Annotated in this window: 22 protein-coding genes; 17 read left to right on the top strand and 5 right to left on the bottom strand. The window is 37.1% G+C overall.

All coding sequences use genetic code 11. The annotated features are described in order from the left end of the window. Positions 1-234: 234 nt before the first annotated feature. Complete coding sequence (locus JM83_RS02780; RefSeq protein ID WP_144959166.1) at positions 235-621, top strand: nucleoside triphosphate pyrophosphohydrolase family protein; 387 nt, start codon at positions 235-237, stop codon at positions 619-621. 362 nt (positions 622-983) lie between these two features. On the opposite strand, the gene JM83_RS02775 is transcribed toward JM83_RS02780, so the two are convergent. After that, entirely contained in the window at positions 984-2,054 is a 1,071-nt protein-coding gene (locus tag JM83_RS02775) for a branched-chain amino acid aminotransferase (protein WP_144959164.1), read from the bottom strand. Positions 2,055-2,326: 272 nt separating this feature from the next. On the opposite strand from JM83_RS02775, the gene JM83_RS02770 reads away from it, so the two are divergent. Next, on the top strand, positions 2,327-3,262 hold the full coding sequence (locus JM83_RS02770) for an isoaspartyl peptidase/L-asparaginase family protein (protein ID WP_144959162.1): 936 nt from the start codon (positions 2,327-2,329) through the stop codon (positions 3,260-3,262). A gap of 198 nt (positions 3,263-3,460) precedes the next feature. Here the strand turns inward: JM83_RS02770 and JM83_RS02765 are convergent, their stop codons facing one another. Then, on the bottom strand, positions 3,461-4,315 hold the full coding sequence (locus JM83_RS02765; protein ID WP_144959160.1) for a cyanophycinase: 855 nt from the start codon (positions 4,313-4,315) through the stop codon (positions 3,461-3,463). 112 nt (positions 4,316-4,427) lie between these two features. Between JM83_RS02765 and cphA the strand changes: the two genes are divergently transcribed. From cphA to JM83_RS02750, 3 genes are all read left to right on the top strand, one after another. Next, complete coding sequence (cphA, locus tag JM83_RS02760) at positions 4,428-7,064, top strand: cyanophycin synthetase (protein WP_144959158.1); 2,637 nt, start codon at positions 4,428-4,430, stop codon at positions 7,062-7,064. 123 nt (positions 7,065-7,187) lie between these two features. Further along, a complete protein-coding gene (gene mnmD / locus JM83_RS02755; RefSeq protein ID WP_144959156.1) occupies positions 7,188-7,865 on the top strand; it encodes a tRNA (5-methylaminomethyl-2-thiouridine)(34)-methyltransferase MnmD in 678 nt (225 codons plus the stop codon). Between the two features lie 71 nt (positions 7,866-7,936). Continuing rightward, positions 7,937-8,839, top strand: a complete 903-nt coding sequence (locus JM83_RS02750; RefSeq protein WP_144959154.1) for a TIGR01777 family oxidoreductase — start codon at positions 7,937-7,939, stop codon at positions 8,837-8,839. Positions 8,840-8,888: 49 nt separating this feature from the next. Here the strand turns inward: JM83_RS02750 and JM83_RS02745 are convergent, their stop codons facing one another. Then, positions 8,889-9,557 (bottom strand): YceI family protein, encoded by a 669-nt coding sequence (locus JM83_RS02745; RefSeq protein ID WP_144959152.1) that lies wholly within the window; start codon positions 9,555-9,557, stop codon positions 8,889-8,891. Between the two features lie 150 nt (positions 9,558-9,707). Here JM83_RS02745 and JM83_RS02740 point away from each other — a divergent pair, with 150 nt between their 5' ends. The 7 genes from JM83_RS02740 to JM83_RS02710 all read left to right on the top strand — a co-directional run bounded on the left by JM83_RS02740 (position 9,708) and on the right by JM83_RS02710 (position 16,870). Further along, complete coding sequence (locus JM83_RS02740; protein WP_144959150.1) at positions 9,708-10,280, top strand: nucleotide exchange factor GrpE; 573 nt, start codon at positions 9,708-9,710, stop codon at positions 10,278-10,280. A gap of 32 nt (positions 10,281-10,312) precedes the next feature. Further along, a complete protein-coding gene (dnaJ, locus tag JM83_RS02735; RefSeq protein ID WP_144959148.1) occupies positions 10,313-11,443 on the top strand; it encodes a molecular chaperone DnaJ in 1,131 nt (376 codons plus the stop codon). 218 nt (positions 11,444-11,661) lie between these two features. Beyond that, entirely contained in the window at positions 11,662-12,591 is a 930-nt protein-coding gene (locus JM83_RS02730; RefSeq protein WP_144959146.1) for an ABC transporter ATP-binding protein, read from the top strand. Further along, positions 12,584-13,879 (top strand): ABC transporter permease, encoded by a 1,296-nt coding sequence (locus JM83_RS02725; RefSeq protein ID WP_144959145.1) that lies wholly within the window; start codon positions 12,584-12,586, stop codon positions 13,877-13,879. The genes JM83_RS02730 and JM83_RS02725 overlap by 8 nt, the downstream gene beginning before the upstream one ends. 3 nt (positions 13,880-13,882) lie before the next feature. Further along, positions 13,883-14,818, top strand: coding sequence for a mechanosensitive ion channel family protein (locus tag JM83_RS02720; RefSeq protein ID WP_144959143.1), 936 nt, complete (start codon positions 13,883-13,885; stop codon positions 14,816-14,818). Then, the gene (locus JM83_RS02715; RefSeq protein WP_144959141.1) at positions 14,802-15,704 is read left to right on the top strand and encodes a DUF6268 family outer membrane beta-barrel protein; all 903 of its coding nucleotides are present in this window, start codon (positions 14,802-14,804) and stop codon (positions 15,702-15,704) included. The genes JM83_RS02720 and JM83_RS02715 overlap by 17 nt, the downstream gene beginning before the upstream one ends. Beyond that, on the top strand, positions 15,704-16,870 hold the full coding sequence (locus JM83_RS02710; RefSeq protein ID WP_144959139.1) for a sigma-54-dependent transcriptional regulator: 1,167 nt from the start codon (positions 15,704-15,706) through the stop codon (positions 16,868-16,870). The genes JM83_RS02715 and JM83_RS02710 overlap by 1 nt, the downstream gene beginning before the upstream one ends. Positions 16,871-16,886: 16 nt before the next feature. Here JM83_RS02710 and JM83_RS02705 read toward each other — a convergent pair whose 3' ends face one another. Beyond that, complete coding sequence (locus tag JM83_RS02705) at positions 16,887-17,480, bottom strand: hypothetical protein (RefSeq protein WP_144959137.1); 594 nt, start codon at positions 17,478-17,480, stop codon at positions 16,887-16,889. 77 nt (positions 17,481-17,557) lie between these two features. Between JM83_RS02705 and JM83_RS02700 the strand changes: the two genes are divergently transcribed. The 5 genes from JM83_RS02700 to JM83_RS02680 all read left to right on the top strand — a co-directional run bounded on the left by JM83_RS02700 (position 17,558) and on the right by JM83_RS02680 (position 22,660). Continuing rightward, positions 17,558-18,442: a PPK2 family polyphosphate kinase gene (locus JM83_RS02700; protein ID WP_144959135.1), complete on the top strand. Its 885-nt coding sequence runs from the start codon at positions 17,558-17,560 to the stop codon at positions 18,440-18,442. Positions 18,443-18,474: 32 nt separating this feature from the next. Next, positions 18,475-19,872, top strand: coding sequence for a M20/M25/M40 family metallo-hydrolase (locus tag JM83_RS02695; protein WP_144959133.1), 1,398 nt, complete (start codon positions 18,475-18,477; stop codon positions 19,870-19,872). A gap of 348 nt (positions 19,873-20,220) precedes the next feature. Then, entirely contained in the window at positions 20,221-21,570 is a 1,350-nt protein-coding gene (locus tag JM83_RS02690; RefSeq protein WP_144959131.1) for an MATE family efflux transporter, read from the top strand. 139 nt (positions 21,571-21,709) lie between these two features. After that, entirely contained in the window at positions 21,710-21,937 is a 228-nt protein-coding gene (locus tag JM83_RS02685) for a hypothetical protein (RefSeq protein ID WP_121346559.1), read from the top strand. 150 nt (positions 21,938-22,087) lie between these two features. Next, on the top strand, positions 22,088-22,660 hold the full coding sequence (locus tag JM83_RS02680; protein WP_144959129.1) for a phosphatase PAP2 family protein: 573 nt from the start codon (positions 22,088-22,090) through the stop codon (positions 22,658-22,660). Here JM83_RS02680 and JM83_RS02675 read toward each other — a convergent pair. Further along, positions 22,644-24,290 carry an ArnT family glycosyltransferase gene (locus JM83_RS02675; protein ID WP_261376315.1) on the bottom strand — a complete coding sequence of 549 codons (1,647 nt, stop codon included), beginning with the start codon at positions 24,288-24,290 and terminating at the stop codon, positions 22,644-22,646. The genes JM83_RS02680 and JM83_RS02675 overlap by 17 nt on opposite strands. Positions 24,291-24,308: the final 18 nt, after the last annotated feature.

The following is a 24,308-nucleotide window of genomic DNA, read 5'->3' as shown; positions in this document are numbered from 1 at the left end:
AGTTTTTTAAATATGCTTTTATCACAAACAACAATCCAATAAAAATCAAAAAGCCAAGCAAGACGTATAAACTGCCTTTGTGGTATTTTTTGTGGATCGCGATATCTTTTCTATAACTAAAGATTATTACTACTACAAACGAAAGAAAAAATATTGCAGCAAAAATCCATTGTCCGGTACTAAACATTTTTGTTATTTTAGGGCAAAGTTAACTTTTTAAAAACGCAATTTATAATGAAAAGAAGAATTGAAGCCGTACAAGAATTCCATACCGCTTTTGGATTGGGAATGAATGATCAACCTATCGCAGATCTTGGAGGGGCAAAAAACATGCTTCGTTTTAATTTAATGAAGGAGGAGAACGAGGAATATCTGGAAGCTGCCAATAATAATGATCTTACAGAAGTGGCAGATGCTTTGGGCGATATGTTATATATTTTATGTGGCACCATTATAGAACATGGGATGCAACATAAAATAGAAGAGGTTTTTGAGGAGATTCAGCGAAGTAATATGAGCAAGCTCGGGGAAAACGGAAAACCCATCTATAGAGAAGATGGAAAAGTGCTTAAAGGCCCCAATTATTTTAAGCCTGAGATCCAGAAGATTTTGGAGAAATAAATTCAGTTGTTTTTAAATAAAATCTGCATCATCCTGAAATAATTATTGTCTTCGCCAAATTGGCGATGGGGAATAGACGCTGAATTTATACTTCTTCGTCAAGCTGAACTTGTTTCAGCTTCTGTTATTTAGAAATATGTTTTGTTAAGATCCTAAAATGAATTCAGGATGACCTACATTATTGAGATATTTCAGTTCACTACGTTTCCTTCAGAATGGCAATTCTGTTATATTGTCATCCCAACGCTAGGAGGGATCCCCCTTTTCAAGAGAGATAATAATATTACGTTGAGATTCTTCACTCCGCTACGCTGCGTTCAGAATGACATTTAAGGCCTTTTTTATATTGGGTTTTAAAATATTTATTTCACTAAATATCTCCAACCATGCTTATCTTCAGCTAGATTATATTGAATTTTCATCAATTTATCTTTAAAGTAACTCGCATAAGAATCGGTTAATTTTGGCAGTTCATGTTTCTCGCCTTGATACCCAAATCCGGCAATTGGATTTATTACTGCTGCCGTACCCGTACCAAAAATCTCTTTTAATGTCCCTTTCTTAGCGGCATCTACGATTTCCTGAACAGGAACTTTTCTTATTTCAATATTAATATCGTTCTCTTCAGCCAAAGTGATCAAACTTTTTCTGGTAATACCGTCCAAAATCCGGTCGTTGGTAGGGGTCGTGATTAAAGTGTCATTTATTCTGAAGAAAATATTCATAGTTCCCGCTTCTTCTAGGAATCTATGTGTATTTGCATCGGTCCAGATAATTTGCTGATATCCTTCTTCCTTGGCCAAATGGGTTGGATAGAATTGTGCACCATAATTTCCTGCTGCTTTTGCAAAACCAACACCACCATCTGCGGCGCGGCTATAGCTTTCAGAGAATTTCACCCTAACTTCTCCTGTATAATAGGATTTTGCTGGAGAGCAAATAATCATGAATTTGTAGTTTGTTCCTGGGGAAGCCGATACCCCCGCTTCGGTAGCGATCACAAAAGGCCGAATATATAGCGAGTTTCCAAAGCCTTTTTTAATCCAGTCTTTTTCTAATTTCAACAGGGCCTCCAAAGAATTAAAAAAGTAATCTTTCGGAAATTCTGGAATGGCCATTCTTTTAGAAGATTTATTGATGCGCTTAAGATTCTCCTCTGGCCTAAACATCCAGATTTGATCTTGATCATCTTTATAGGCTTTCATTCCTTCAAATACCGCCTGGCCATAATGAAAAACCTTTGCAGAAGGTTCCATGGAAATAGGTCCGTAGGGCATTATTTTAGGTGCCTGCCAGGATCCATTTTCATAATCGCAAGCCATCATATGATCTGTAAAAATATGCCCGAATTTTAAATCTTCAAAATCTATTGAATCTATTTTAGAGGTAGGGACTCTTTTTATATCAATATCGATGGTTGCATCGTTTTTCATTATCTAGGTTTTAGTATTTGCAAATTTACCTAATTAAAAACAAAATCAAAGTTGGGAATTTGAATAATTTAACAAGTGTTTAGTTTGAAATGCTTAAAGGTGAATAATTAATTTTAATAGGGAGAATGGGAGTTCTATTAAATAATGACATTTTTCACACCGCTTAGTCTAAATAGGATTTAATATATTTACCCAAACAGTTTAAAGATTAAAATAAAAGCTAGTCATTTATTGTTTAATTAATTTCGAATCCTTTATAATTAAGACACATAATGAAGAACACATTTTCTATCGCAATACATGGAGGAGCTGGCACACTTTTAAAAGGTCAAATGACCCAGGAAAAAGAATTGGCCTATAAAAATGCCTTGCAAAGTGCTTTAACAGAAGGCTACGATGTTTTAAAAAATGGAGGAAGTTCCATAGATGCAGTTGAGAAGGCCGTGATCATCCTTGAAAACTGTCCTTTGTTCAATGCAGGAAAGGGAAGTGTTTTTACCGCTGAAGGTACACATGAGATGGATGCAGCTATAATGGAAGGGAATAAACTACAAGCTGGGGCAGTTTCCTTAATAACAGGAATTGCAAATCCAATCTCCTTGGCCCGTAATATAATGGATAAGAGCGAGCATGTTTTTTTGGCAGGAGATGGCGCATTGGAGTTCGCGAAAATCAATGGGTTTTCTTTAGAGCCAGCATCGTATTTCTATGATGAACTTCGTTACAACCAATGGCAGGATCTAAAGGGAAGCGACAATTTTCAATTGGACCATTCGGTAAAAAAAGATTCCAAATTTGGAACTGTGGGCGCTGTTGCCTGTGATAAATATGGGAATATTGCAGCGGCTACTTCAACAGGAGGAATGACCAATAAAAAGTGGGGAAGAGTGGGTGATAGTCCAATGATTGGAGCCGGGAACTATGCCAACAACAAAACTTGCGCTGTAAGCTGTACGGGCAGTGGGGAATTTTTCATACGAGGGGTCGTTGCATACGACGTTTCCTGTTTAATGGAATATAAAGGCATGTCTTTGGAAGCTGCATGTAACGAGGTAATAAATAAACGAATCTTAAGCATTGGAGGAGATGGAGGCTTAATTGCTGTAGATGCAAAAGGCAATATTTCCATGCCCTTTAATACAGAGGGCATGTATAGGGCATGTAAATCTTCTATTGGAATAGAGGAAGTTTTAATATATGAAAATTAGTGCCAATTCAAATGACGGATTCCGTTGGAACAATCAACCAATCTTAAATTAGCAAGGCTTAAGCCACAATTAATTTGTTTAGGTAAGTTTAAATCACTCATTAAGGTGTAATTCTGAGAGATCTGCTAATACTACAGTTCTTCGGATATTCTTACACCTTATTTCAACTTTTTTTATTCAGCTTTTTAAAAAAATATTTTATAGCATATGTTCTTCGACGGTCAAAACTTTAACTTTTCGTTTATCGATATCAAAACAATCCCCAGATGAAAGTACATGGGTAATTAAATTTGTCATGGTAAGCGGTGTGCCATCTTTCAGGATATCAAAATTATTGTGGGTAAGTTTTCCAGGATCGAAAACAATGACCATCCCTGAGCCAATTATCTCACAATAGTTTCCTTTTTTAATAACCAATCCGGTATCTTCTGCCAACCCAATTCCTATACGATCATAATAGCGCGCCACGGCTTCAGATAATCTTCCAAAACGTCCTCTTTGAATAAAATGGGTGTCTATAATTATTTCTGGAATTAATGACATTCCCTCACGCATTTTAGTAGCGGCTTTTATAAACGATTCTTTACTACTTCCCCCTATGATCATTTCCATGGACATGCACATTGCGCCAGCGCTGGTTCCTGCTACTACTATTTCTTCGTTCTGGTAACGCTCTAATAAAATTTTGTGAAATTGTGTGTTTTTTATCTTAGTTGTGATTTTAGACTGATTCCCTCCAGAAAGCATAATGCAATCGGCATTTTTCAACATTTCAAGGTTTTCCTCTAAGTCAGCATCTATTTTAGAGTCTATAAATAATGTTTGCACATTATGGCATCCCAAAAGATCAAACGCATCAATATAATTTTTGCCTACTATTTCTGGAATGCCAGAAGCTGTAGTGATCACCAAAATTTTCGAATCTTTTCCTCCGCTTTCTTTTACTACCCTAGACAAAATTCCCTGGCTAATATAATCTAGTCGAAACCTATCTGCTTTATGAAATCCTTTATCTTCATTCCCTCCAATGGGAATTAAAGTTCCTTTAATCATAATTAAAAATTAAATTTTGGCGTAAAAATAGTTTAATATTTTACCTATACATAAATTACAGTCAAAAATACATTTCTTTCCAAGTAGGGAAAAATCAAATAAATAGATAACAATGAAGATCCTAGAAATAAATGCGATGCGTGGTCCTAACTATTGGTCAGTTCGCCGACATAAATTAATAGTAATGGTACTTGATCTAGGGAAGATGGAAGAATTTCCATCTAATAAAGTTCCCGGGTTTTCAGATCGGTTAAAAAAGATGTTTCCTAGTTTGTATTCTCATAGATGTTCTGTGGGAACTCCGGGTGGTTTTTTTGAACGTGTAGATGAAGGTACTTGGATGGGGCATATTATAGAACACATCGCGCTGGAAATTCAAACCTTGGCAGGCATGGATACCGGCTTTGGGAGAACTAGGGGATATGGAGAAAAGGGTGTGTATAATGTGGTTTTTTCTTATATGGAAGAAAGTGTTGGTCGTTACGCTGCCAAAGCATCCGTTGAAATATGTAAGGCTTTAATTTCTGCTAAAGATTACGATTTGGATAAAGATATCCAGCATATGAGGGAGTTAAGGGAGTCTGAAAGATTGGGACCTAGCACGGGTTCTATAGTTGAAGAAGCAGAAAGTAGAGGTATTCCTTGGATTAGATTAAATAAATATTCTCTGTGTCAGTTAGGATATGGGGCCAATCAAAAAAGAATTCAGGCAACAGTAACTTCAGAAACGAGCAGTATAGGAGTAGAGTTGGCATGCGATAAAGAAGATACAAAAGATTTATTGGAGCAAGCTGAAATTGCTGTACCCAGAGGGAAGATTCTTTCTTTAGAAAGCAATCTCGAGAAGGTTTGTAATTATGTGGGCTATCCATTGGTAATTAAACCTATAGATGGAAATCACGGCAGAGGGATTACAGTAAACATACATACGTATAAAGAAGCAATAGAAGCGTTTAATGCTGCCAAGGAAGTTTCCAATCGTGTAATTGTAGAGAAATATATTACAGGAGAAGATTATAGATTATTGGTGATTAATAATGTGTTGGTTGCTGCTGCAAAAAGAACTCCAGCCCATGTAATTGGGGATGGAGAATCAAGTATTGAAGATTTAATTAAAGAGGTAAACAGGGATCCGAGAAGAGGTTTTGGACATGAAAAGGTACTCACGCAAATCACAATAAATAAATTAACAGAAACAATAATAGAAGATGCCGGATATACTTTGATCTCGGTACTTCCAAAAAATGAAAAACTAGTCTTAAAGGATACGGCAAATTTAAGTACAGGAGGTACTGCGGAAGATATTACAGATATTGTTCATCCTGCAAATGTATCTATGGCAGAAAGAATTTCAAAAATAATAGATCTGGATATCTGCGGAATCGATATTATGACCACCGATATCAGCCAACCTTTATTTGAAACCGGGGGTGCGGTTTTAGAAGTAAATGCCGGTCCTGGATTTAGAATGCATTTAGCACCAACAACAGGTCTTCCTAGAAATGTAGCATCACCTGTGGTGGATAAATTATTTCCTACCCAAGGAAATACTGGTAGAATTCCAATTGTTGCAATTACTGGAACCAATGGTAAGACAACTACTAGTAGACTAATTGCACATATGGCTAAATTAAAAGGTTATAGGGTAGGATATACAACTAGTGATGGGGTTTATATCCAAAATAGACTTTTAATGAGAGGCGATTGTACAGGGCCGTCCAGTGCAGAATTTGTATTAAGGGATCCTACGGTTAACTTTGCTGTCTTGGAATGTGCAAGAGGCGGTTTGCTAAGGGCAGGTCTTGGCTTTGCACATTGCGATGTCGCTATAGTTACCAACGTCGCTGCAGACCATCTCGGACTCAAAGGAATTCATACCATAGAGCAGTTAGCGAAAGTTAAAGGTGTTTTACCTGAAACCGTACTGCCGGATGGTTATGCTATTTTAAATGCAGATGATGATCTAGTGTACGAAATGAGGAAAGATTTATCTTGTAATTTAGCACTGTTTTCTATGGATGAGGAGAACCCTAGGATTAAGGCATTACAAAGAAAAGGGGGTATAACTGCCGTTTATGAAAATGGATATGTAACGCTTTGTAGAGGTTCTTGGAAAATGCGTATAATGCGTGCTGAAGAAATTCCATTAACTTATGGAGGCAAAGCAGATTTTATGGTTCAAAATGTATTGGCAGCGGTAATAGCGGCTAATGTAAGAGGTATTAGTATTGAAGACATGAAAGCCGGTTTGGAAACGTTTATACCTTCTCCTGCACAAACTCCGGGGAGACTAAATCTTTTTGAGTTCGAAAATTTTAAAATCCTATTAGATTATGCCCATAATCCGGCAGGTATGCGTGCGCTCAAAAAATTCACAGATAAACTTGAATGTACAGTTAGAGTGGGTATTATCGCTGGTATTGGGGATAGGCGAGTAGAAGATAATAATGAAATGGGTAGCATTGCTGCTGATATGTTTGACGAAATAATTATTAGACAGGACAAACATTTAAGGGGCAAAACAGAAGAAGAACTTATAAATATGCTGGAAACCGGCATCAAAATGAAAGACCCTAATAAGAAAATTACAATTATACCCTCAGAAAGGGATGCCATAATATATGCTGTATCTCATGCTCGTAAAGGAACTTTAATAGTTTTATGTAGCGATGTGGTTCCTGATGCCCTAGATCTTGTAAAAGAATTGAAAGAGAAAGAGTCTAAAGGTGAGAAAGTTTTCGCTAGTTAAATAAATATTTTTTTTTTAAAAGGCTTCCAATTATGGTGGCCTTTTTATTTTTTACAAGCTTCATTTTCAAAATCTTCTAGACATCTTTTATTCACGTAATTTTGCTTCAAAATATAATAAGGTTTGAAAAGAGAAATAATTATTACGGGAGATGGTTCTTCCACCATTCATATTCCAGAATGGAACGAGCAATACCATTCCAAGCATGGAGCTTTGCAGGAAGCCAGACATGTTTTTATAGATATGGGATTAATCCCCATTAGTAGAAGAGAAGATTTGCACGAAATTTCAATCCTGGAAATTGGCTTCGGAACCGGACTAAATGCATTGGTAACTTGGGAGGAAGCTCAAAATTTAAAAAAAAGTATTGATTACAATGGCGTAGAAGCTTATCCTGTAGCTCAAGAGGAGGTAGAAAAATTGAATTTCAGTGCAATCATCAAAGACCCTTTGGCAGTAGGTTTCTTTGATAAGATCCATGAAAGTGAATGGGAAAAGAAAGTAGAGATCACAAAATATTTTTCACTTACCAAACAGCAGAAGTTTTTTCAGGAAATTGAAGATACCCAGTTGTATAACCTGATTTATTTCGATGCTTTTGGAGCTAGGGTTCAACCAGAGCTATGGTCGGTAGAAATTTTGAGAAAAATGTACAATGCACTCAAAAACAATGGTGTCCTTGTAACTTATGCTGCAAAGGGAAGTGTTAGAAGGGCAATGCTGGAAGTAGGGTTTTTAGTCGAACGTCTGCCTGGACCTCCAGGGAAGCGCGAAATGTTAAGGGCAACAAAAAATATTTAGGGACTGCTGTTAAACCTAGTGAAATTCTTAGCTATAAAGCAACCCCTTATCTATATTGCAAATAAAAATATATGCGAATTCTTATTACAGGTGCAACGGGTTTGGTTGGTTCGAGAATCGCTAAAAAATGCTTGGCGAAAGGTTTTGAAGTTAATTATTTAACCACGAGCAAGGATAAAATTGAAAATAAAGCCGGGTTTAAAGGTTTTTATTGGGATCCTTCCAATTATGAAATCGATCCTCATTGCTTGGATGGTGTAGATGCCATTTTTCATTTGGCAGGTGCCAGTATTGCAAAACGATGGACAAGTAGTTATAAAAAGGAAATCTTAGCTAGCCGGGTAGTAACAGCAAATTTGTTGTTCAATACTCTAAAATCCACAAACCATTCTATTTCTCAATTTATTTCTGCCAGCGCTGTGGGTATTTATCCCAGTTCTTATCTAAATTTATATAATGAGGAAGATGAAAAACGGGACGATTCTTTCTTGGGAGAGGTTGTGGAGAAATGGGAGCTGGCTGCCGATAAGTTCAAAGAATTAAATATTAAAGTTGCAAAAGTTCGTACAGGATTGGTGCTGGCAGAAGATGGTGGGGCATTGCAAAAGATGAAAGAGCCTGCAGATTTTAATTTGGGTGCCGCATTTGGTAGTGGCAAACAATGGCAATCTTGGATCCATATAGAAGATCTTGCTAACCTATATATGCACATTTTGGAGACTGGGCTTGAAGGCATTTATAATGGGGTGGCCCCAAATCCTGTTACAAACAATGAATTAATGGAGGGCATCGCCAAGCAACTGGATAAAAATGTTTGGTTGCCAAATGTACCTGCCATCGCGTTAAAAGTGGCGTTAGGAGATATGTCTACAGTAGTTTTATCCAGCCAGTTAGTGAGTTCGGATAAAATAGAAAACACGGGATTTTCCTTTAAGTACAAGAATTTAACAAAAGCCTTGGAGAATTTGTTGTAACAAAAAGAGGCTGCAATTTGCAGCCTCTTTTCATATATCGAGGAATGTATTAAGCTTTCTTCGCTTTCACTTCGATCTCCAATTCAACTTCGTCGTTGATGAATTTATCCCCTAAACCATCAAAGACAGATTTAGAACCATAATTCACGTTCCATTTAGTCCTGTCTATATTGAATTTTTCACTTGTTAATTCCAAGGTGTCTCCATTCATTTTGATGGTCACAGGAAATTCAACGTTTTTGGTAACATCTTTTAAAGTAAGATTACCCTGCAACATTGTTTTCCCATCTTTTTCAGAAACTCCAGTAACTTCAAAAGTACCGGTAGGATACTTGGTTACGTTGAAAAAATCTCCTTCTTTACCTTCTACAGTTCCTTTAAGGTGATTTTCAAGGTCCAATTTATCGTCTCCTTCAAGATCTGTATCTTTAATGGAGTTCATATCTATAACAAAAGTTCCACTTTCAATTATGCTATCATTGGCCTTAAAAGTTCCTTCTGTCAACTTGATGGTTCCTATGTGAGTTCCCGTTGGTTTTTGGCCTTTCCATTTAATTATAGAGGCAGTAGTGTCCACCTTAAAAGCCACAGCCTCCATGGTTGCATCTGCAACTTCTCGAGCATCTGTAGTTTCAACTTCTTTATTTTCGTTTTTACATCCAACTGTTGCCAACCCTATTGCAGCAATTGTAAAGATGTTCAATATTGTTTTCTTCATTTAAACCTGATTTTTAATGAAGTGCAAAATTATGGATAAGACGAATGCACTGCTCATAAATAAATATTAAAATTTGAAGATGACATTTTGACATTTTGAAAGGAATGGCAACAAATTTGACCTTTCACTGAAAACAAATTTTGCGCAACTATGAATAAACATAAGGATACCAATAATAGCGAGAATAATAATGAATCCATCAAAGATCAGATAGAAGAGCTTATAGATGAAGCCATTGAAGAAGTAGAGGAAGCTGAAGAGGGGGGGCAACCATCAGAGAACGATCGATTAAAAGCAGATCTTGAAAAAGAAAAAGATAAGTTTTTAAGGCTTTTTGCTGAATTCGAAAATTTCAAGCGAAGAACTTCTAAAGAGCGAATCGAGTTGTTTAGAACCGCTAATCAGGAAGTTGTGTCAGCTATGTTGCCTGTTTTAGACGATTTTGACAGAGCGCTGCTTGAAATCAAAAAAGCCAAAGACAAGAACTTGCTAAAAGGAGTAGAGCTTATTTATAATAAGTTTAATGAGACTTTGCTAAATAAAGGCCTAGAGCCAATGAACGTGAAGCAAGGTGATGTGTTTGATGCCGATATGCATGAGGCGATCACTCAAATCCCAGCTCCTTCCGATAAATTGAAAGGCAAGATAGTTGATGTGGTGGAACGCGGATATAAACTTGGAGAAAAAATTATTCGCTATCCAAAAGTGGTGACAGGAAAGTAATTCAAAATTAAGTCACTACTAAAAATCAAAAAATGAAACAGGATTATTACGAAATATTAGGTTTAAGCAAAAGCGCAACGACAGCAGAAATAAAAAAGGCTTATAGAAAAAAGGCCATAGAATTTCATCCGGATAAGAATCCAGGAGATAGTAAGGCAGAAGAAACCTTTAAAAAAGCTGCTGAGGCATATGAAATTCTAAGCAATGACGATAAGCGTGCTAAATATGATCGTTTTGGTCATCAGGCATTCGACGGCGGTTTCGGTGGTGGCGGAGGCGGTATGAACATGGATGACATATTCAGCCAATTTGGCGATATTTTTGGAAGCGGTTTTGGCGGCGGCAGTGGCGGATTCTCTGGTTTTGGAGGTTTCGGCGGTAGCGGTGGCCAAAGACGAGTTAAAGGGAGCAACTTGCGCATAAGGGTTAGTTTAACCCTCGAAGAAATTGCCAATGGTGCCGAGAAAAAAATAAAAGTAAAACGTAAAGTTCAGGCAGAAGGAACTACTTATAAAACTTGCTCTACTTGTAATGGCACAGGACAGGTGACCCGCATTACAAATACTATTCTTGGTAGAATGCAAACAGCATCCCCATGTACAGTTTGCGGGGGTGCAGGGCAAACTATAGATAAAAAGCCAGCAGATACCGATGCTCATGGACTTAAGGTAAAAGAAGAAACGGTAACCATTAAAATCCCTGCCGGGGTAGAAGATGGAATGCAATTAAAAGTTTCCGGCAAAGGGAACGAAGCTCCGGGGAATGGTATTCCAGGAGATCTTTTGGTAGCTATTGAAGAAAAAGCACATCCCACTTTACAACGAGAAGGGGATAACCTTCATTACGATCTTTATATAAGTTATTCCGAAGCAGCATTGGGAGCAAGTAGGGAAATAGATACGGTGTCTGGCAAAGTGCGAATTAAGATCGACGAAGGAGTTCAGTCTGGAAAAATATTGAGGCTTCGTGGTAAAGGTATCTCGAATATCAATGGTTATGGAAAAGGGGATCTCTTGGTACATGTGAATGTTTGGACTCCAAAAGTTCTAAATAAAGAGCAAAAAGACTTTTTCGAGAAAATGGCCAATGATGATAATTTTCAGCCTAATCCAGAGAAAAGCGATAAATCTTTTTTTGAGAAGGTAAAAGATATGTTTTCATAATTAAGATAATTTTAAGATAATTTTTATATATTTGGGTATCACTAATTTAATTTAGTGATACTTTTTCTTTTTCATAGCAATTTTTTTCCCATCCTTATTTTTAATTTAAGGGTGGGTTTTTGTTTTAAAACAGCGGCGTTGGCAAGTGTGAATAAATTTTTTAGGATATAAAAGCATTTCTGCGCTATTTCAATATATTTACGAGATAATAGACTTTTATGGATAATCTTCTGGTTGCAGAAAATATTTGCAAACAATTTGGAAATTTTACTGCGCTAAACAATGTCTCCATCAATATCCCAAGAGAGAGCATTTTTGGGCTCCTGGGACCAAATGGTGCAGGAAAGACCACTTTTATTAGGATAATCAATCAAATAACCATGCCCGATAGCGGGATGGTTTATCTGGATGGGAAACCATTGCACCCAGATGATGTTGGCCATATAGGGTATTTGCCAGAGGAACGCGGACTTTATAAATCAATGAAGGTGGGAGAACAAGCGCTCTATTTAGCTAGGCTGAAAGGTTTGACCAAGGCCGAAGCTAAGGAACGTTTGGATTACTGGTTCACTAAATTGGATATCACGCACTGGTGGGACAAGAAGATCCAAGAACTATCCAAAGGGATGGCCCAAAAAGTGCAATTTGTGATCACGGTACTTCACCGCCCTAAATTATTGATCTTTGATGAACCTTTTAGTGGTTTTGATCCTGTAAATGCCGACCTTATTAAAAATGAAATTTTACAGCTTCGCAAAGAAGGTGCTACCATCTTGTTTTCTACACACAGAATGGAAAGTGTCGAAGAATTATGCGATTATATGGCATTGATCCATGAATCCAATAAATTGCTGGACGGAAAAGTAGACGATATTAAAAGGGCACATAAAACCAATACTTTTGAAGTTGGAATGCATCCATTTAATGAAAACGAGTTGTTATCTGAATTAAAAGGGAATTTTAAAATTGGGAAAGCACAATTTAAATCACTTTCCGACGATTTAAAATTGAGCATTCAAATAAAACCAAACGAATCGCCAAACGATCTTTTACAATATTTAATCACAAAATCCAGGGTCAATCATTTTGTAGAGGTTGTGCCTTCAGTAAATGATATCTTTATTAAAACCGTTACTACAAATGAATAACCTTAAATTAATTATTCAAAGGGAGTATCTGGCAAGGGTAAGAAACAGGACCTTTATTGTAATGACCTTTTTGAGCCCCTTGATCCTTGTGGGGATGTTTTCTTTAATTGCCTATCTAAGTATGCTCAACAACAGTGAAACCCATACTATTGCGGTTAAAGATGATAGTGGCTTATTTAAAGGCGAATTCGAGAATAAAGAAGAAATAGATTTTGTGGATGTATCAGCAGTTTCCTTGGATGATGCCAAACTTTTGGTAAAAGAGAAAGAGTATTACGGGGTATTGTATATTCCAGATACCAAGAGTAATGTTGAGTTGGCCAAATCAATCCGGTTTTTCGGCAAGGAAGCTCCATCTATTGGCATTTTAAGGCAGATAGAACAAACCATTTCAGAAAACCTAACAACTCGAGAGCTTATTTCCCGTGGCATGGATATTTCGCAAATTAAAGCGGCCGAGGCTCAGGTAGACATCCGTATAGAAAATTTCGAAGGAAAGCGCACCTCAAAAATGTCCAATTATATAAAGATGATATTTGGAGGCGCAGCGGGATATTTGCTCATGATGTTCATTATCATCTACGGAAACATGGTAATGCGCAGCGTTATTGAGGAAAAAACCAATAGAATTATCGAAATTATAATATCATCGGTAAAACCCATTCAGCTGATGCTTGGGAAAATTATAGGAACCTCCCTGGCGGGAATTACCCAGTTCTCTATTTGGGTGATCTTAGGAACCGTTCTTTTATTGATAACTTCCTCCCTTACCGGAATGAACTTATTGGAAGCACAGCCGCAAATGCAGGATATAGACCAGGTTTCTAACGGGGAAATGCAGCAGCTGATAATAGATATTACCAACTTGCCTATTCTCACATTGATAATCTCATTTTTGGTGTATTTTATAGGAGGTTATTTTCTTTATAGTGCTATTTACGCTGCTATAGGTGCCGCGGTAGATTCAGAAACCGATACCCAGCAATTTATGTTCCCCATAATTTTGCCATTAATGTTGGGGATCTATGTGGGGTTCTTCTCGGTGATAGAAAATCCGCATGGTACAGTTTCTACCATATTTTCCATGATTCCATTAACATCCCCAATCGTAATGCTAATGCGCATTCCTTTTGGGGTGCCGTGGTATGAATTGGCGATTTCTGTAATCCTATTGTTCGCTACCAATGCAGGGGTAGTGTGGTTGGCAGCTAAAATTTATAGGGTGGGAATTTTAATGTATGGTAAAAAACCAACCTATAAGGAATTGTATAAATGGATTAAATATTAATCAATGCAAGGGAATGTAGAAAAAGTTAAGGAAGTGATAGAACAGGATATCTGGGGCCTAATCCAAGATTTTCTCAATATTACCCTGTATCCTTTTAATGGCGACGAAGACGGTAAAATCCATATTACCGTAGGTGTCGTTCTACTGGTTGTTTTTACTTTTGTGGTTACCACGATTGCACTTAAATTAATTCGTATATTCCTAACCAGGAAGTTGGAAGAGAACGATAAACTTAAATTTATAAGCGTTTTCAAATTTATAAAATACCTGGTATATCTTATAGTTGTAATTCTTACTTTAAGTTCTTCGGGAATAGATATTACAGTGTTGCTCACTGCTTCTGCGGCCCTATTTGTTGGTTTAGGTTTAGCCTTGCAGGAACTCTTTCAGGATATTATAGGGGGTTTGTTTATTATCGTGGATAAATCGCTACTGGTGGGGGATATTATCGAAATAGAAGGTCGAGTAGGTAGGGTCATAGATATTAAATTAAGAACCACCCGCGTTCTCACAAGGGATGATAAGGTAATGATTATCCCCAACCATAAATTTATTAGTGAGATCCTGTTCAATTTCACTCAAAACCATAGGTCCACCAGGGAATTTGTAAGTGTTGGGGTAGCCTACGGAAGTGATACAGAGAGGGTGCAAGCCATATTGTTGGAATGTGCCAAAGAACAAACAGGAATTGTTAAAAAACCTGAGCCTTTTGTCCTTTTTGATGATTTTGGCGATTCGGCACTGGTCTTTTCCCTACACTTTTTCGTTACAGATAGCTTTGTAGATCCTAAAATCAAAAGTCAGTTAAGATTTAAAATAGACAATTTGTTTAGATTGAACGGAATTACCATTCCGTTCCCTCAACGAGATGTACATATGTTCCACCCCGCCAGTGCAAGCAATCCTACAATTCCTCCAAAAAATGAAGAAAATTCTTAAGATAATCTTTTTCTTGTTCGTGATGGGAATAACTGTGGCAATGCATGGTCAGGCAACCGATTTGGCAAGAATAGAATATACGAATTTTCCGCAATCCAAGTCTGATAATTCTTTTAACCGTTTTAAGTCTTTTTTGAGGTTTCCTATTAAACTTAAAGATAGTGGAACTTATTTGGTACCGGGAATTAAATATGAGAATGTTAATTTTCAATATAAAGATGCTGCTTCTTTTCCTACGGGAAAGTTGGAACATTTAATATCATATGCTTTTAGCTTAGGCTATACTTTTAAAATGACCGAAGAATGGCGTTTTGGGGCAGAGGGAGAGATAAATGCGACTTCCAATTTCGAAACAGGAGAGTTGCAAAGTGAAGATGTTGAATATACTGGATCCATTTATTTTATAAAATCCAAAAAAGACGAAGGGTTTATTCAACCATGGAGATTGATATTGGGATTGCGTTATGCTACCTCTTCCAGTGTGAGGTTCCCATTGCCAATAGTTAATTATTACCGAAGATTCGATCCTAAATGGTCCTATACCTTGGGAGTACCAAAAACGAATCTAAAATATTATTTTGGAAAAAGCTCTTTACAGGCCTATGTTACCGTAGATGGATTTTATGCAAATATTCAAGAAAAATTTAATCCAGACGCAGTTAACACTCCAAATCAAAAATTGGCTCAAAATATTTCAATGACCACTGTTTTATCTGGGATTGGTTACGAATTACAGTTCTCGGAGTATTTTTCTTTTTATATTTACGGTAGTCATAGCCTTATTAATAATATTCGTTTGAGGGATGAAAATCAGGATAGGGTATATGTCATAAACGATACAAATTATTTATATGGCCGTACAGGTCTTAAATTCAGTATATTATAATGGCAAAAATTTTAGTAATAGAAGATGAAGCGGCAATACGAAGGGTTTTGGTTAAAATTCTTTCTGAAGAAAACAAAGCCTATCAGCTGGAAGAAGCTGAAGACGGATTGATTGGGATAGAGAAGGTCAAGGATGAAGAATACGATCTAGTTTTATGCGATATCAAGATGCCAAAAATGGATGGAATCGAAGTCCTTGATGCCATAAAAAAAATTAAGCCCGAAGTGCCAGTTGTTATGATCTCTGGCCATGGAGATCTGGATACTGCTGTAAATACTATGAGAATGGGGGCTTTCGATTATATTTCCAAGCCGCCAGACCTTAACAGGTTATTGAATACCGTTCGCAATGCACTGGACAGAAAAGAATTGGTGGTAGAAAACACGCTGCTTAAGAAAAAAGTGGGAAAAAAATACCAGATGATCGGGGAATCTCCCGCTATCACTTCCATTAAGGAAATTATAGAAAAAGTCGCACAAACAGATGCCAGGGTATTAATTACTGGGCCCAATGGTACGGGCAAAGAATTGGTGGCGCATTGGATACACCAAAAAAGCGACCGGTCCAGCGGGCCTATGGTAGAGGTGAATTGTGCTGCGATCCCTTCAGAATTAATAGAAAGTGAACTTTTTGGACATGTAAAAGGAGCTTTTACTTCGGCAAATAAAGATAGAGCTGGGAAATTTGAAGCGGCCAATGGCGGGACCATTTTTTTGGATGAAATAGGCGATATGAGCCTATCTGCTCAAGCAAAGGTATTGCGTGCATTACAAGAAAACAAGATTTCCCGCGTTGGGAGCGATAAGGATATAAAAGTCGACGTGCGAGTAGTTGCGGCCACTAACAAAAACCTTAAAAAAGAAATTGAGGATAAAAAATTCAGGGAAGATTTGTATCATAGGCTAGCTGTCATCCTTATTAAAGTGCCACCGCTAAATGAACGTAGAGATGATATTCCACTTTTGGTGAAATTCTTTACAGAAAAAATAGCAGAAGAACATGGGAGCAACGTCAAGGTATTTACCGCAAAGGCTATAGATCAGTTAAAGGATTATGACTGGACAGGGAACATTCGGGAATTACGAAATGTTGTGGAACGCCTCATTATACTTGGAGGTTCAGAAGTGACTGAAGAAGATGTGAAGCTTTTTGCCAGTAAATCCTAATATTTTGAGACAAGAATTATTCTTTGGTTTTTAAAGATTCTGGAATATACCTTAAAAAATACATGGTGTCCCCACTTGGATGTTTCCACTCATTAAAAAGTTCGAATCCAAATCTTTGGTAAACCAAGGCATTTTGACGCATTCTGGTTTCGGCATATAGCGGAATGTTGTAAAGATTTGCTTGACGATAGAATTCGTCTTTCATTTCTTTTCCTACTTGTTTGTCCGCCCCCCGGGAATCTTCTAAAATCCCCCAAAACCAACAGTATAAATATTCACCCTCTTGTGGTCGCTGGTTCTTGATGTGTTTTTGTGTCTTTAAGATATTTAAAGCATTCTTTATTCCCGTAACATTCCAAACAAGACCCAATTGTTCAGGCAATTCTTTCCAAAAATTCTCCTCTTTTTTGCTTGTTTTAAAAAGGATGGCAAAACCTTTTTGGTTCTCGGAAACAATAAGGGCATCCTTCTTAAGTGCCTTATCTACCATGTGAGTCGCCAAATAATGGAATCGTTGATCTCTTCTAGAATCATTCTTTACCACCTCCATAGAACTAGGAATTTCCTTTAGTAGGGTGGCAACATTCTGTATTATCTCTTCTCTTTCCAAGCTGTTGAATTTAAAGGCGAAGATAAAAAAAATATGTTTCTTAAAGATCGTATATTTAGCATTCAACGATTTAGAATATGGATAAATTAGATCTTGCTCACTTTCGAATAGATTCTGAGATTAAATTAAAAAACAAATCGACTTCCTTTTCTTTGAAAACCAAGGGAGAGGAGATTGAAGATATGCTAGAGGATACCAGGGAAAAACTGGGCAAATGGCAGGATAAATTATATGCACATGGCAAATATGCAGTGCTTATTTGCCTACAAGGGATGGATACTGCTGGGAAAGATAGTTTGATTAGGGAGGTGTTCAAAGATTTTAATTCCAGGGGTGTGGTAGTGCACAGTTTTAAAGTACCAACTTCTTTAGAGTTAAAGCATGATTTTTTATGGAGACATTATATCGCACTTCCTGCTCGGGGTAAATTCGGAGTATTTAATAGAACACATTATGAAAATGTATTGGTTACTAAAGTGCATCCAGAATACATTTTGGGAGAAAATTTGCCGGAGGTAACAAGTTTGGAAGATGTAAACGAAAAATTTTGGGAAGACCGTTACGAGTCTATCCGAAATTTTGAAAAGCATATTGCTGAAAATGGGACTTTGATCTTTAAATTTTTTCTTCATATCTCTAAAGAAGAACAGCGGCAACGCTTATTACGTAGACTAGATAAACAGGAAAAAAATTGGAAGTTTTCCCCAGGAGATCTTAAGGAGCGAAAATTATGGAATCAATATCAAGATGCCTATGAGCAGGCTATAAATGCTACCTCCAAACCTCATGCTCCTTGGTATGTGATCCCTGCAGACGATAAGGATACGGCACGTTATTTGGTTGCTAAGATCTTGTACGATGTGCTTACAGAATATAAAGATGTTCAGGAGCCAGAGTTATCTCAAGAGATCAAAAATAACCTTGAAGAATACAGGGAAATCTTAAAAAAAGAAATCTTATAATTACCTTTTTTAAATTCAAAAAAACATCCAAAATGAAAAAAATAGTTATAGTAGGACTTGCCATTTTGTGCAGTCAGCTATCATTTTCACAAATTAGTAGCAAACAAGAAGATTCGTTGAATCTTCGAAAATTATACGATATGTCTTTGCTTAATGGCAAGTCCTATCTATGGTTGGAACATTTGTCCAATGATATTGGAGGGAGGCTTTCTGGCTCTTTAGATGCGCAAAAAGCGGTAGAATACACTAAAAAGGAATTGGAGACCTTAGGATTGGACAAGGTTTGGTTACAACCCGTTATGGTCCCAAAATGGGTGCGTGGTGCTAAGGAATTTGCTTACATAGAAACTGCTCCCGGTAGCACCAGGAATATCAATATTACGGCACTTGGGGGCTCTGTGTCTACCCCAGTGGGCGGAGCGAAAGCCCAGGTTATAGAAGTGCAGGGAATAGAAGATCTTGCAAGGTATGGAGAAGCCCAAATTAAAGGGAAAATCGTATTTTATAATAGGCCAATGCGGGCAGATCTTATAAATACCTTTGAAGCTTATGGTGGTTGTGTAGATCAGCGGTATTCTGGTGCTGCAGAAGCCGCAAAATATGGGGCAATTGGTGTGCTGGTAAGATCCATGAATTTAAGGTTGGACGATTTCCCGCACACTGGAACCATGAGTTATGGCGAATTAAGGCCTTCTCAAAGAATTCCGGCAGCAGCAATAAGCACCAATGATGCAGAATATTTAAGCGGTCTTTTGAAAATTGAAAAGAAAACAGAGGTTTATTTTAAACTGAATAGTGAACAATTGCCAGATGTGCAAAGTTACAATGTAATTGGTGAGATTACCGGAAGCCAATTTCCTGATGAATATATTGTGGTAGGCGGACATTTGGATTCCTGGGACGTAGGCGATGGTTCTCATGATGATGGTGCTGGAGTGGTTCAATCCATGGAAGTTTTGCGACTATTAAAAGAATCTGGAATAAAGCCTAAAAGATCTATTCGTGTGGTCTTGTTCATGAATGAAGAGAATGGTTTACGTGGCGGCAATAAATATGCTGAAGTAGCTAAAGGGAAGAAGGAAAACCACATTTTTGCCTTGGAAAGTGATGCTGGTGGATTCACTCCCAGAGGATTTTCTTTTGAAGCAAAACAAGATCAATTTGATCAAATAGCAGCTTGGGAACCGTTGTTTAAGCCTTATTTAATTCACTATTTCGAGATTGGTCATGGAGGAGCAGATATTGGTCCGTTGAAAAATGGCAAAACCGTACTTGCTGGTTTGGTACCAGATTCTCAACGCTATTTCGATCATCATCATTCAGAAAATGACACTTTTGATCATATTAATAAAAGGGAACTGGAACTAGGTGCTGCTACTATGGCATCCATGGTTTACTTAGTAGATAAATATGGAATTTCAAAGCTTTAGGTGACAGTATTACCTTTTTAAAGTCTAGTTTTTTATATCATTTTTTTTTCCAAATAAATCATTATCCTTCTAAAAGGATCACACCACCCTGTCCCGAAGGCTTTCGGGATTGTTTTAGGATCTTCAACATAGATTAAAGTGATGGTGCAATAATTCCGAGGCGACCTGAAAAGCATGAAGAAAACCAAAGAATTTAATGATTTAAAAATGCGTTTCTGTAGCAAACCCGGATGATTGGTTCCATTTTAATTTTCTAAAAATCATAGCTGCTCTCTTTATTGAAAATTAAAATGGAATTCAATTTTTGCCCAAACAAATCCTGTTATCTTTGCCACTTAATTTTAGAAATTGCAGCTAACAGCCTACACCAAAGAGTTCAAATATAATTTAAGCATCGCCTTTCCTGTAATGATGGGACAACTGGGTCATGTGTTGGTGGGTCTTGCCGATAATTTAATGATCGGGCGGCTAGGTGCTGCCCAATTGGCAGCAGTGTCTTTGGGAAATAGCTTGGTCTTTATTGCCTTGTCCTTAGGGATTGGTTTTTCCTTTGCAATAACCCCGTTAATTGCCGAGGCAGATGGAGCGGGAAATATAGAAAAGGGAAGAAGTTATTTTCATCATGGCGTGATGTTGTGTACCGTAAATGGAGTTGCCCTTTTCCTGCTGTTATTGTTGGCTAAGCCTATTTTATATCATTTGGATCAGCCGCCAGAAGTGGTTGCATTGGCCCTTCCATATCTGGAAATAGTTGCTTTTTCCATGATCCCTTTAATGATCTTTCAGGCATATAAGCAGTTTGCCGATGGATTGTCACAAACAAAATATGCCATGTACGCCACCTTGCTCGCAAATGTGGTAAATGTAGTATTCAATTTTATATTAATCTATGGCTTTTGGATCTTCCCAAGGCTGGAGCTGGAAGGGGCGGCCATAGGAACCTTGATCTCCAGATTCTTTATGCTATGGTTTTTATGGGAAGTATTAAGAAAGAAAAAGAAATTCAAACCTTATTTTATTTGGTCTAAAAACGAATTTTTTAAAATTGCAATCTTCAAAAGAATATTGGCGCTTGGATTTCCTACTGCTTTACAGATGTTCTTTGAGGTAGCCATCTTTACTGGCACGATTTTCTTGGCAGGAATGTTAGGAACCAATCCGCAGGCTGCAAATCAAATAGCACTCAATTTGGCCTCTATGACTTTTATGATTGCCGTTGGGTTGGGAGTAACTGCAACCATACGGGTTGGAAATCAAAAAGGACTGCATAATTATAAAGAACTCCGGCGGATTGCAATATCCACTTTCTTACTGGTGTTTTTAATTGAAGCCGTTTTTGCCATTCTCTTTATTTTAATGAAGGATTGGTTGCCAACATTATATCTGGACAATGTAGACGTGATTATTCTAGCCGCTCAATTATTGGTGGTTGCTGCTTTATTTCAACTAAGTGATGGCCTTCAGGTTGTGATTCTCGGAGCATTAAGAGGATTGCAGGACGTGAAAATTCCGACAGTAATTTGTTTTATAGCATACTGGATCATCGGGTTCCCAGTTTCAATTTATTATGGAAGAGCAGAAAATTTGGGCAGTATGGGGATTTGGCTTGGCTTATTGGCAGGTTTAACGGCATCGGCTATAATGTTGTATTTTAGGTTCAATTATTTAAGTAAAAAATTAATTCTGAAGCTTGCTTGATTTTATGCTGAAATGATTTCAGAATAAATTTATCAGTTGAAAATAGAAAAAGGATATTGAGCTATCCTGAAGAATAATATAGGATGAAAAATGGCATTTTTGACAGCCTTCCTTTTGAAAATTATAAAAAATATAAACTATGGAATTCCCAAAATTTCTTTTAGGTGATAATACCGATTTTCCGGATGCTATTTTTGTGATCCACACAGAATATCCGAGATTTATAATCAATTTGGAAAACGACGATGTAGAGTGGTTGGAAGATTTTGATAAAGGTGATGAAAAGGAACTTGCTACCGAAGCTGAGATCTTGATCACACAGGCAAATGAATTTTACGATAGGGAAGTATCCAGATACGACGATTAATTTTATATGTATCCGTTTTTTGTCATAAAATTCATGTCGTCACCCTGAATTTATTTCAGGGTCGTTAAAGTGTAATGAGATTCTGAAACAAGTTCAGAATGACCGTTGCTTATCGATTATGATACTTTAAGAACACCCAATTAATTTTTAATGTTAGATGAACTAATAGAATACGACAGGGAGCTATTCCTTTATTTAAATAATCTTGGCAACCCTACGTGGGATCCTTTTTGGCTTTTGATGACCGATAAATGGACTGCCATTCCGCTGTATGCGGTGTTATTATTTTTGATTTATAAAAAAATTGGTGTCAAAGGAACCTTGATCACTATGGTGTTGGTTGCTTTAATGATTACCTGTACCGACCAGTTAGCAAATCTTTTTAAACATGGTTTTGAAAGACCAAGACCTTGCGGACAAGAAGGCGTGAAAGAGGCGACACGATTTATTGCAGAGCGTTGTGGCAGATTTGGTTATTTTTCTGCACATGCATCTAATTCTACAGCCTTGGCAGTATTTGTTGGATTAATTCTGAAAAAATTCTATCCAAAACTTATTTATTTCCTACTCTTTTGGGCGTTAATAGTAACCTACAGTAGAATTTACGTTGGGGTTCATTATCCTTTAGATGTGATCACCGGGATGTTAATAGGAACATTATTGGGCTTATTATTTGTGGTTTTGCATAAATTTTTCTTCCAAAAATTCAAGATTGTTTTTTAGTCAACACATAGAATTCTCGAATCAACCGGCTGTTCTTTCCTTTATCCATTGTTGGATTGAGATCTAAGGTGTCAATCAGCTTAAAATTATAGCTTCGGAATTTTTCCTGCCACTCCGGTTTTTCCTCTTGAGACACTAGGATTCCAAATTTATTATCGTTGGCTTGAGTTGGAAGTTCTTCTTCAGATTTTACGATAGGCATAGGTTTTCCATATTCAAAAATGAACTCAGGAATAATTCCGGAGGCTTCATAAATTCGTATATTTTCAGCTTCTTCAAATTTAATAAGCGTTGCTATATTTGGCACATTTCGATGTGGAGAGATCAATTCGGCTAAGGGAAAACCGAAATTTAAAATCGCCAAAATCATTAGAAATTGTAACCCAAACAGCAATTTTGGTTTCTTTTTAAGCAAGCCAAAGACAAAGCCAGCTCCCATTAAAAGCAATGCAATACTCACTAAAACAAAGCTGAAAGATTTCTCCCAGATTACTTCGCCAAAGAAATTATAAAGCACAAAAGGAGCAGCAATTGCAATTATTGCCAATACTATAAAATTGAGATAAACTGGAAATCGCTCTATTTTTGATAATCCCTGTCTGAAATTCTTAATGATGTATTCCACATAAAATCCCGTAGTCAATGCCAAAGGAATTAATACCGGCAATAAGTACCTGCTTTTCTTTTCAGGAATTAAGGAAAGTAAAACAACCGAAAAGAGCGTCCATAGGATATAGAATCTATAAGCTTTTAAATTAGAAACCCTTGGTTTTAAATACCAATAGAACAAGCTTACAAAAGCTGGAATAGTCCAAATTCCACTTTGGGTAAAGAAACTCCAATAATACCAAATAGGCCGCACGTTATAATTAAGCCACCTACTACTTTCAAGTTCTGCCACTGCGGCGAAAGCTTCAGCATCGTAATAGTGCACCACCACACTCCACCACGCACCAGATGAGACTCCTACAATTAGAAATAGGAGAAGGGCTGGCCATTTTTCAGAAAGATTTTTGAACTTATAACTTATTCCGTACGCTATCAAAAATGGCAAAAACAAGGCATATAAGGAAACCGGCCCTTTGCTCAACACAGAAATTCCAAAAAATAATCCGGCAAAAATCGCATAGGGATAGTTGTTCTTTTTAGTTTTAAATAAACGAATAATGAAATAAATACAACCCATCATAAAGGCATGGGTAAAAATATCCCACTGCCCGTCCCTGCCTGAAAAAATAATATAAAAAGAAGTCATTAAAATTAGACTGGAGATAAATGCGAGCTTCTTTTTTATTACCAATAACAGCTGAAGCTTATAAAATATAAAAGAGAGAAAAATTGAAGTTAAAGCTGCTGGCAAACGATAGGCAAACAAGCTTTCCATACCAAATAGATAGGCGGAAATCGCTGTTAACCACGTTGGGAACGGAGGTTTTTCATAGCGAGCTGCCTCATTCATCGTGGTGAAGATCCAATTATTATGAGTGAGCATTTCCCTGGCACTAATAAAATTACGGGCCTCCATGATATTTACCATAAGTACATCCAGATTAGTGATAAAAATTAAAACCCCCAAAAGAAGGAGCAACACTACGGGATAATTGTGGTAGGCCTTTTTTAAAATCTTCATAAGGGAAATGAGGGCTTA

This window comes from Gillisia sp. Hel_I_86 (assembly GCF_007827275.1).
Classification (GTDB): Bacteria; Bacteroidota; Bacteroidia; order Flavobacteriales; family Flavobacteriaceae; genus Gillisia.
Note: the sequence above shows the minus strand (reverse complement) of the source record. Positions and strands in the feature narration are given on the sequence as shown.

Excerpts from the sequence above, each read along its gene's own strand:
- JM83_RS02675 (WP_261376315.1), bottom strand. The coding sequence starts at position 24,290 with ATGAAGATTTTAAAAAAGGCCTACCACAATTATCCCGTAGTGTTGCTC.
- JM83_RS02685 (WP_121346559.1), top strand. The coding sequence starts at position 21,710 with ATGGAATTCCCAAAATTTCTTTTAGGTGATAATACCGATTTTCCGGAT.
- JM83_RS02710 (WP_144959139.1), top strand. The coding sequence starts at position 15,704 with ATGGCAAAAATTTTAGTAATAGAAGATGAAGCGGCAATACGAAGGGTT.
- JM83_RS02695 (WP_144959133.1), top strand. The coding sequence starts at position 18,475 with ATGAAAAAAATAGTTATAGTAGGACTTGCCATTTTGTGCAGTCAGCTA.
- JM83_RS02740 (WP_144959150.1), top strand. The coding sequence starts at position 9,708 with ATGAATAAACATAAGGATACCAATAATAGCGAGAATAATAATGAATCC.
- dnaJ (WP_144959148.1), top strand. The coding sequence starts at position 10,313 with ATGAAACAGGATTATTACGAAATATTAGGTTTAAGCAAAAGCGCAACG.
- JM83_RS02770 (WP_144959162.1), top strand. The coding sequence starts at position 2,327 with ATGAAGAACACATTTTCTATCGCAATACATGGAGGAGCTGGCACACTT.
- JM83_RS02775 (WP_144959164.1), bottom strand. The coding sequence starts at position 2,054 with ATGAAAAACGATGCAACCATCGATATTGATATAAAAAGAGTCCCTACC.
- JM83_RS02750 (WP_144959154.1), top strand. The coding sequence starts at position 7,937 with ATGCGAATTCTTATTACAGGTGCAACGGGTTTGGTTGGTTCGAGAATC.
- JM83_RS02730 (WP_144959146.1), top strand. The coding sequence starts at position 11,662 with ATGGATAATCTTCTGGTTGCAGAAAATATTTGCAAACAATTTGGAAAT.
- JM83_RS02745 (WP_144959152.1), bottom strand. The coding sequence starts at position 9,557 with ATGAAGAAAACAATATTGAACATCTTTACAATTGCTGCAATAGGGTTG.
- JM83_RS02780 (WP_144959166.1), top strand. The coding sequence starts at position 235 with ATGAAAAGAAGAATTGAAGCCGTACAAGAATTCCATACCGCTTTTGGA.
- JM83_RS02715 (WP_144959141.1), top strand. The coding sequence starts at position 14,802 with ATGAAGAAAATTCTTAAGATAATCTTTTTCTTGTTCGTGATGGGAATA.
- JM83_RS02700 (WP_144959135.1), top strand. The coding sequence starts at position 17,558 with ATGGATAAATTAGATCTTGCTCACTTTCGAATAGATTCTGAGATTAAA.
- JM83_RS02720 (WP_144959143.1), top strand. The coding sequence starts at position 13,883 with ATGCAAGGGAATGTAGAAAAAGTTAAGGAAGTGATAGAACAGGATATC.
- cphA (WP_144959158.1), top strand. The coding sequence starts at position 4,428 with ATGAAGATCCTAGAAATAAATGCGATGCGTGGTCCTAACTATTGGTCA.
- JM83_RS02680 (WP_144959129.1), top strand. The coding sequence starts at position 22,088 with ATGTTAGATGAACTAATAGAATACGACAGGGAGCTATTCCTTTATTTA.
- JM83_RS02725 (WP_144959145.1), top strand. The coding sequence starts at position 12,584 with ATGAATAACCTTAAATTAATTATTCAAAGGGAGTATCTGGCAAGGGTA.
- JM83_RS02765 (WP_144959160.1), bottom strand. The coding sequence starts at position 4,315 with ATGATTAAAGGAACTTTAATTCCCATTGGAGGGAATGAAGATAAAGGA.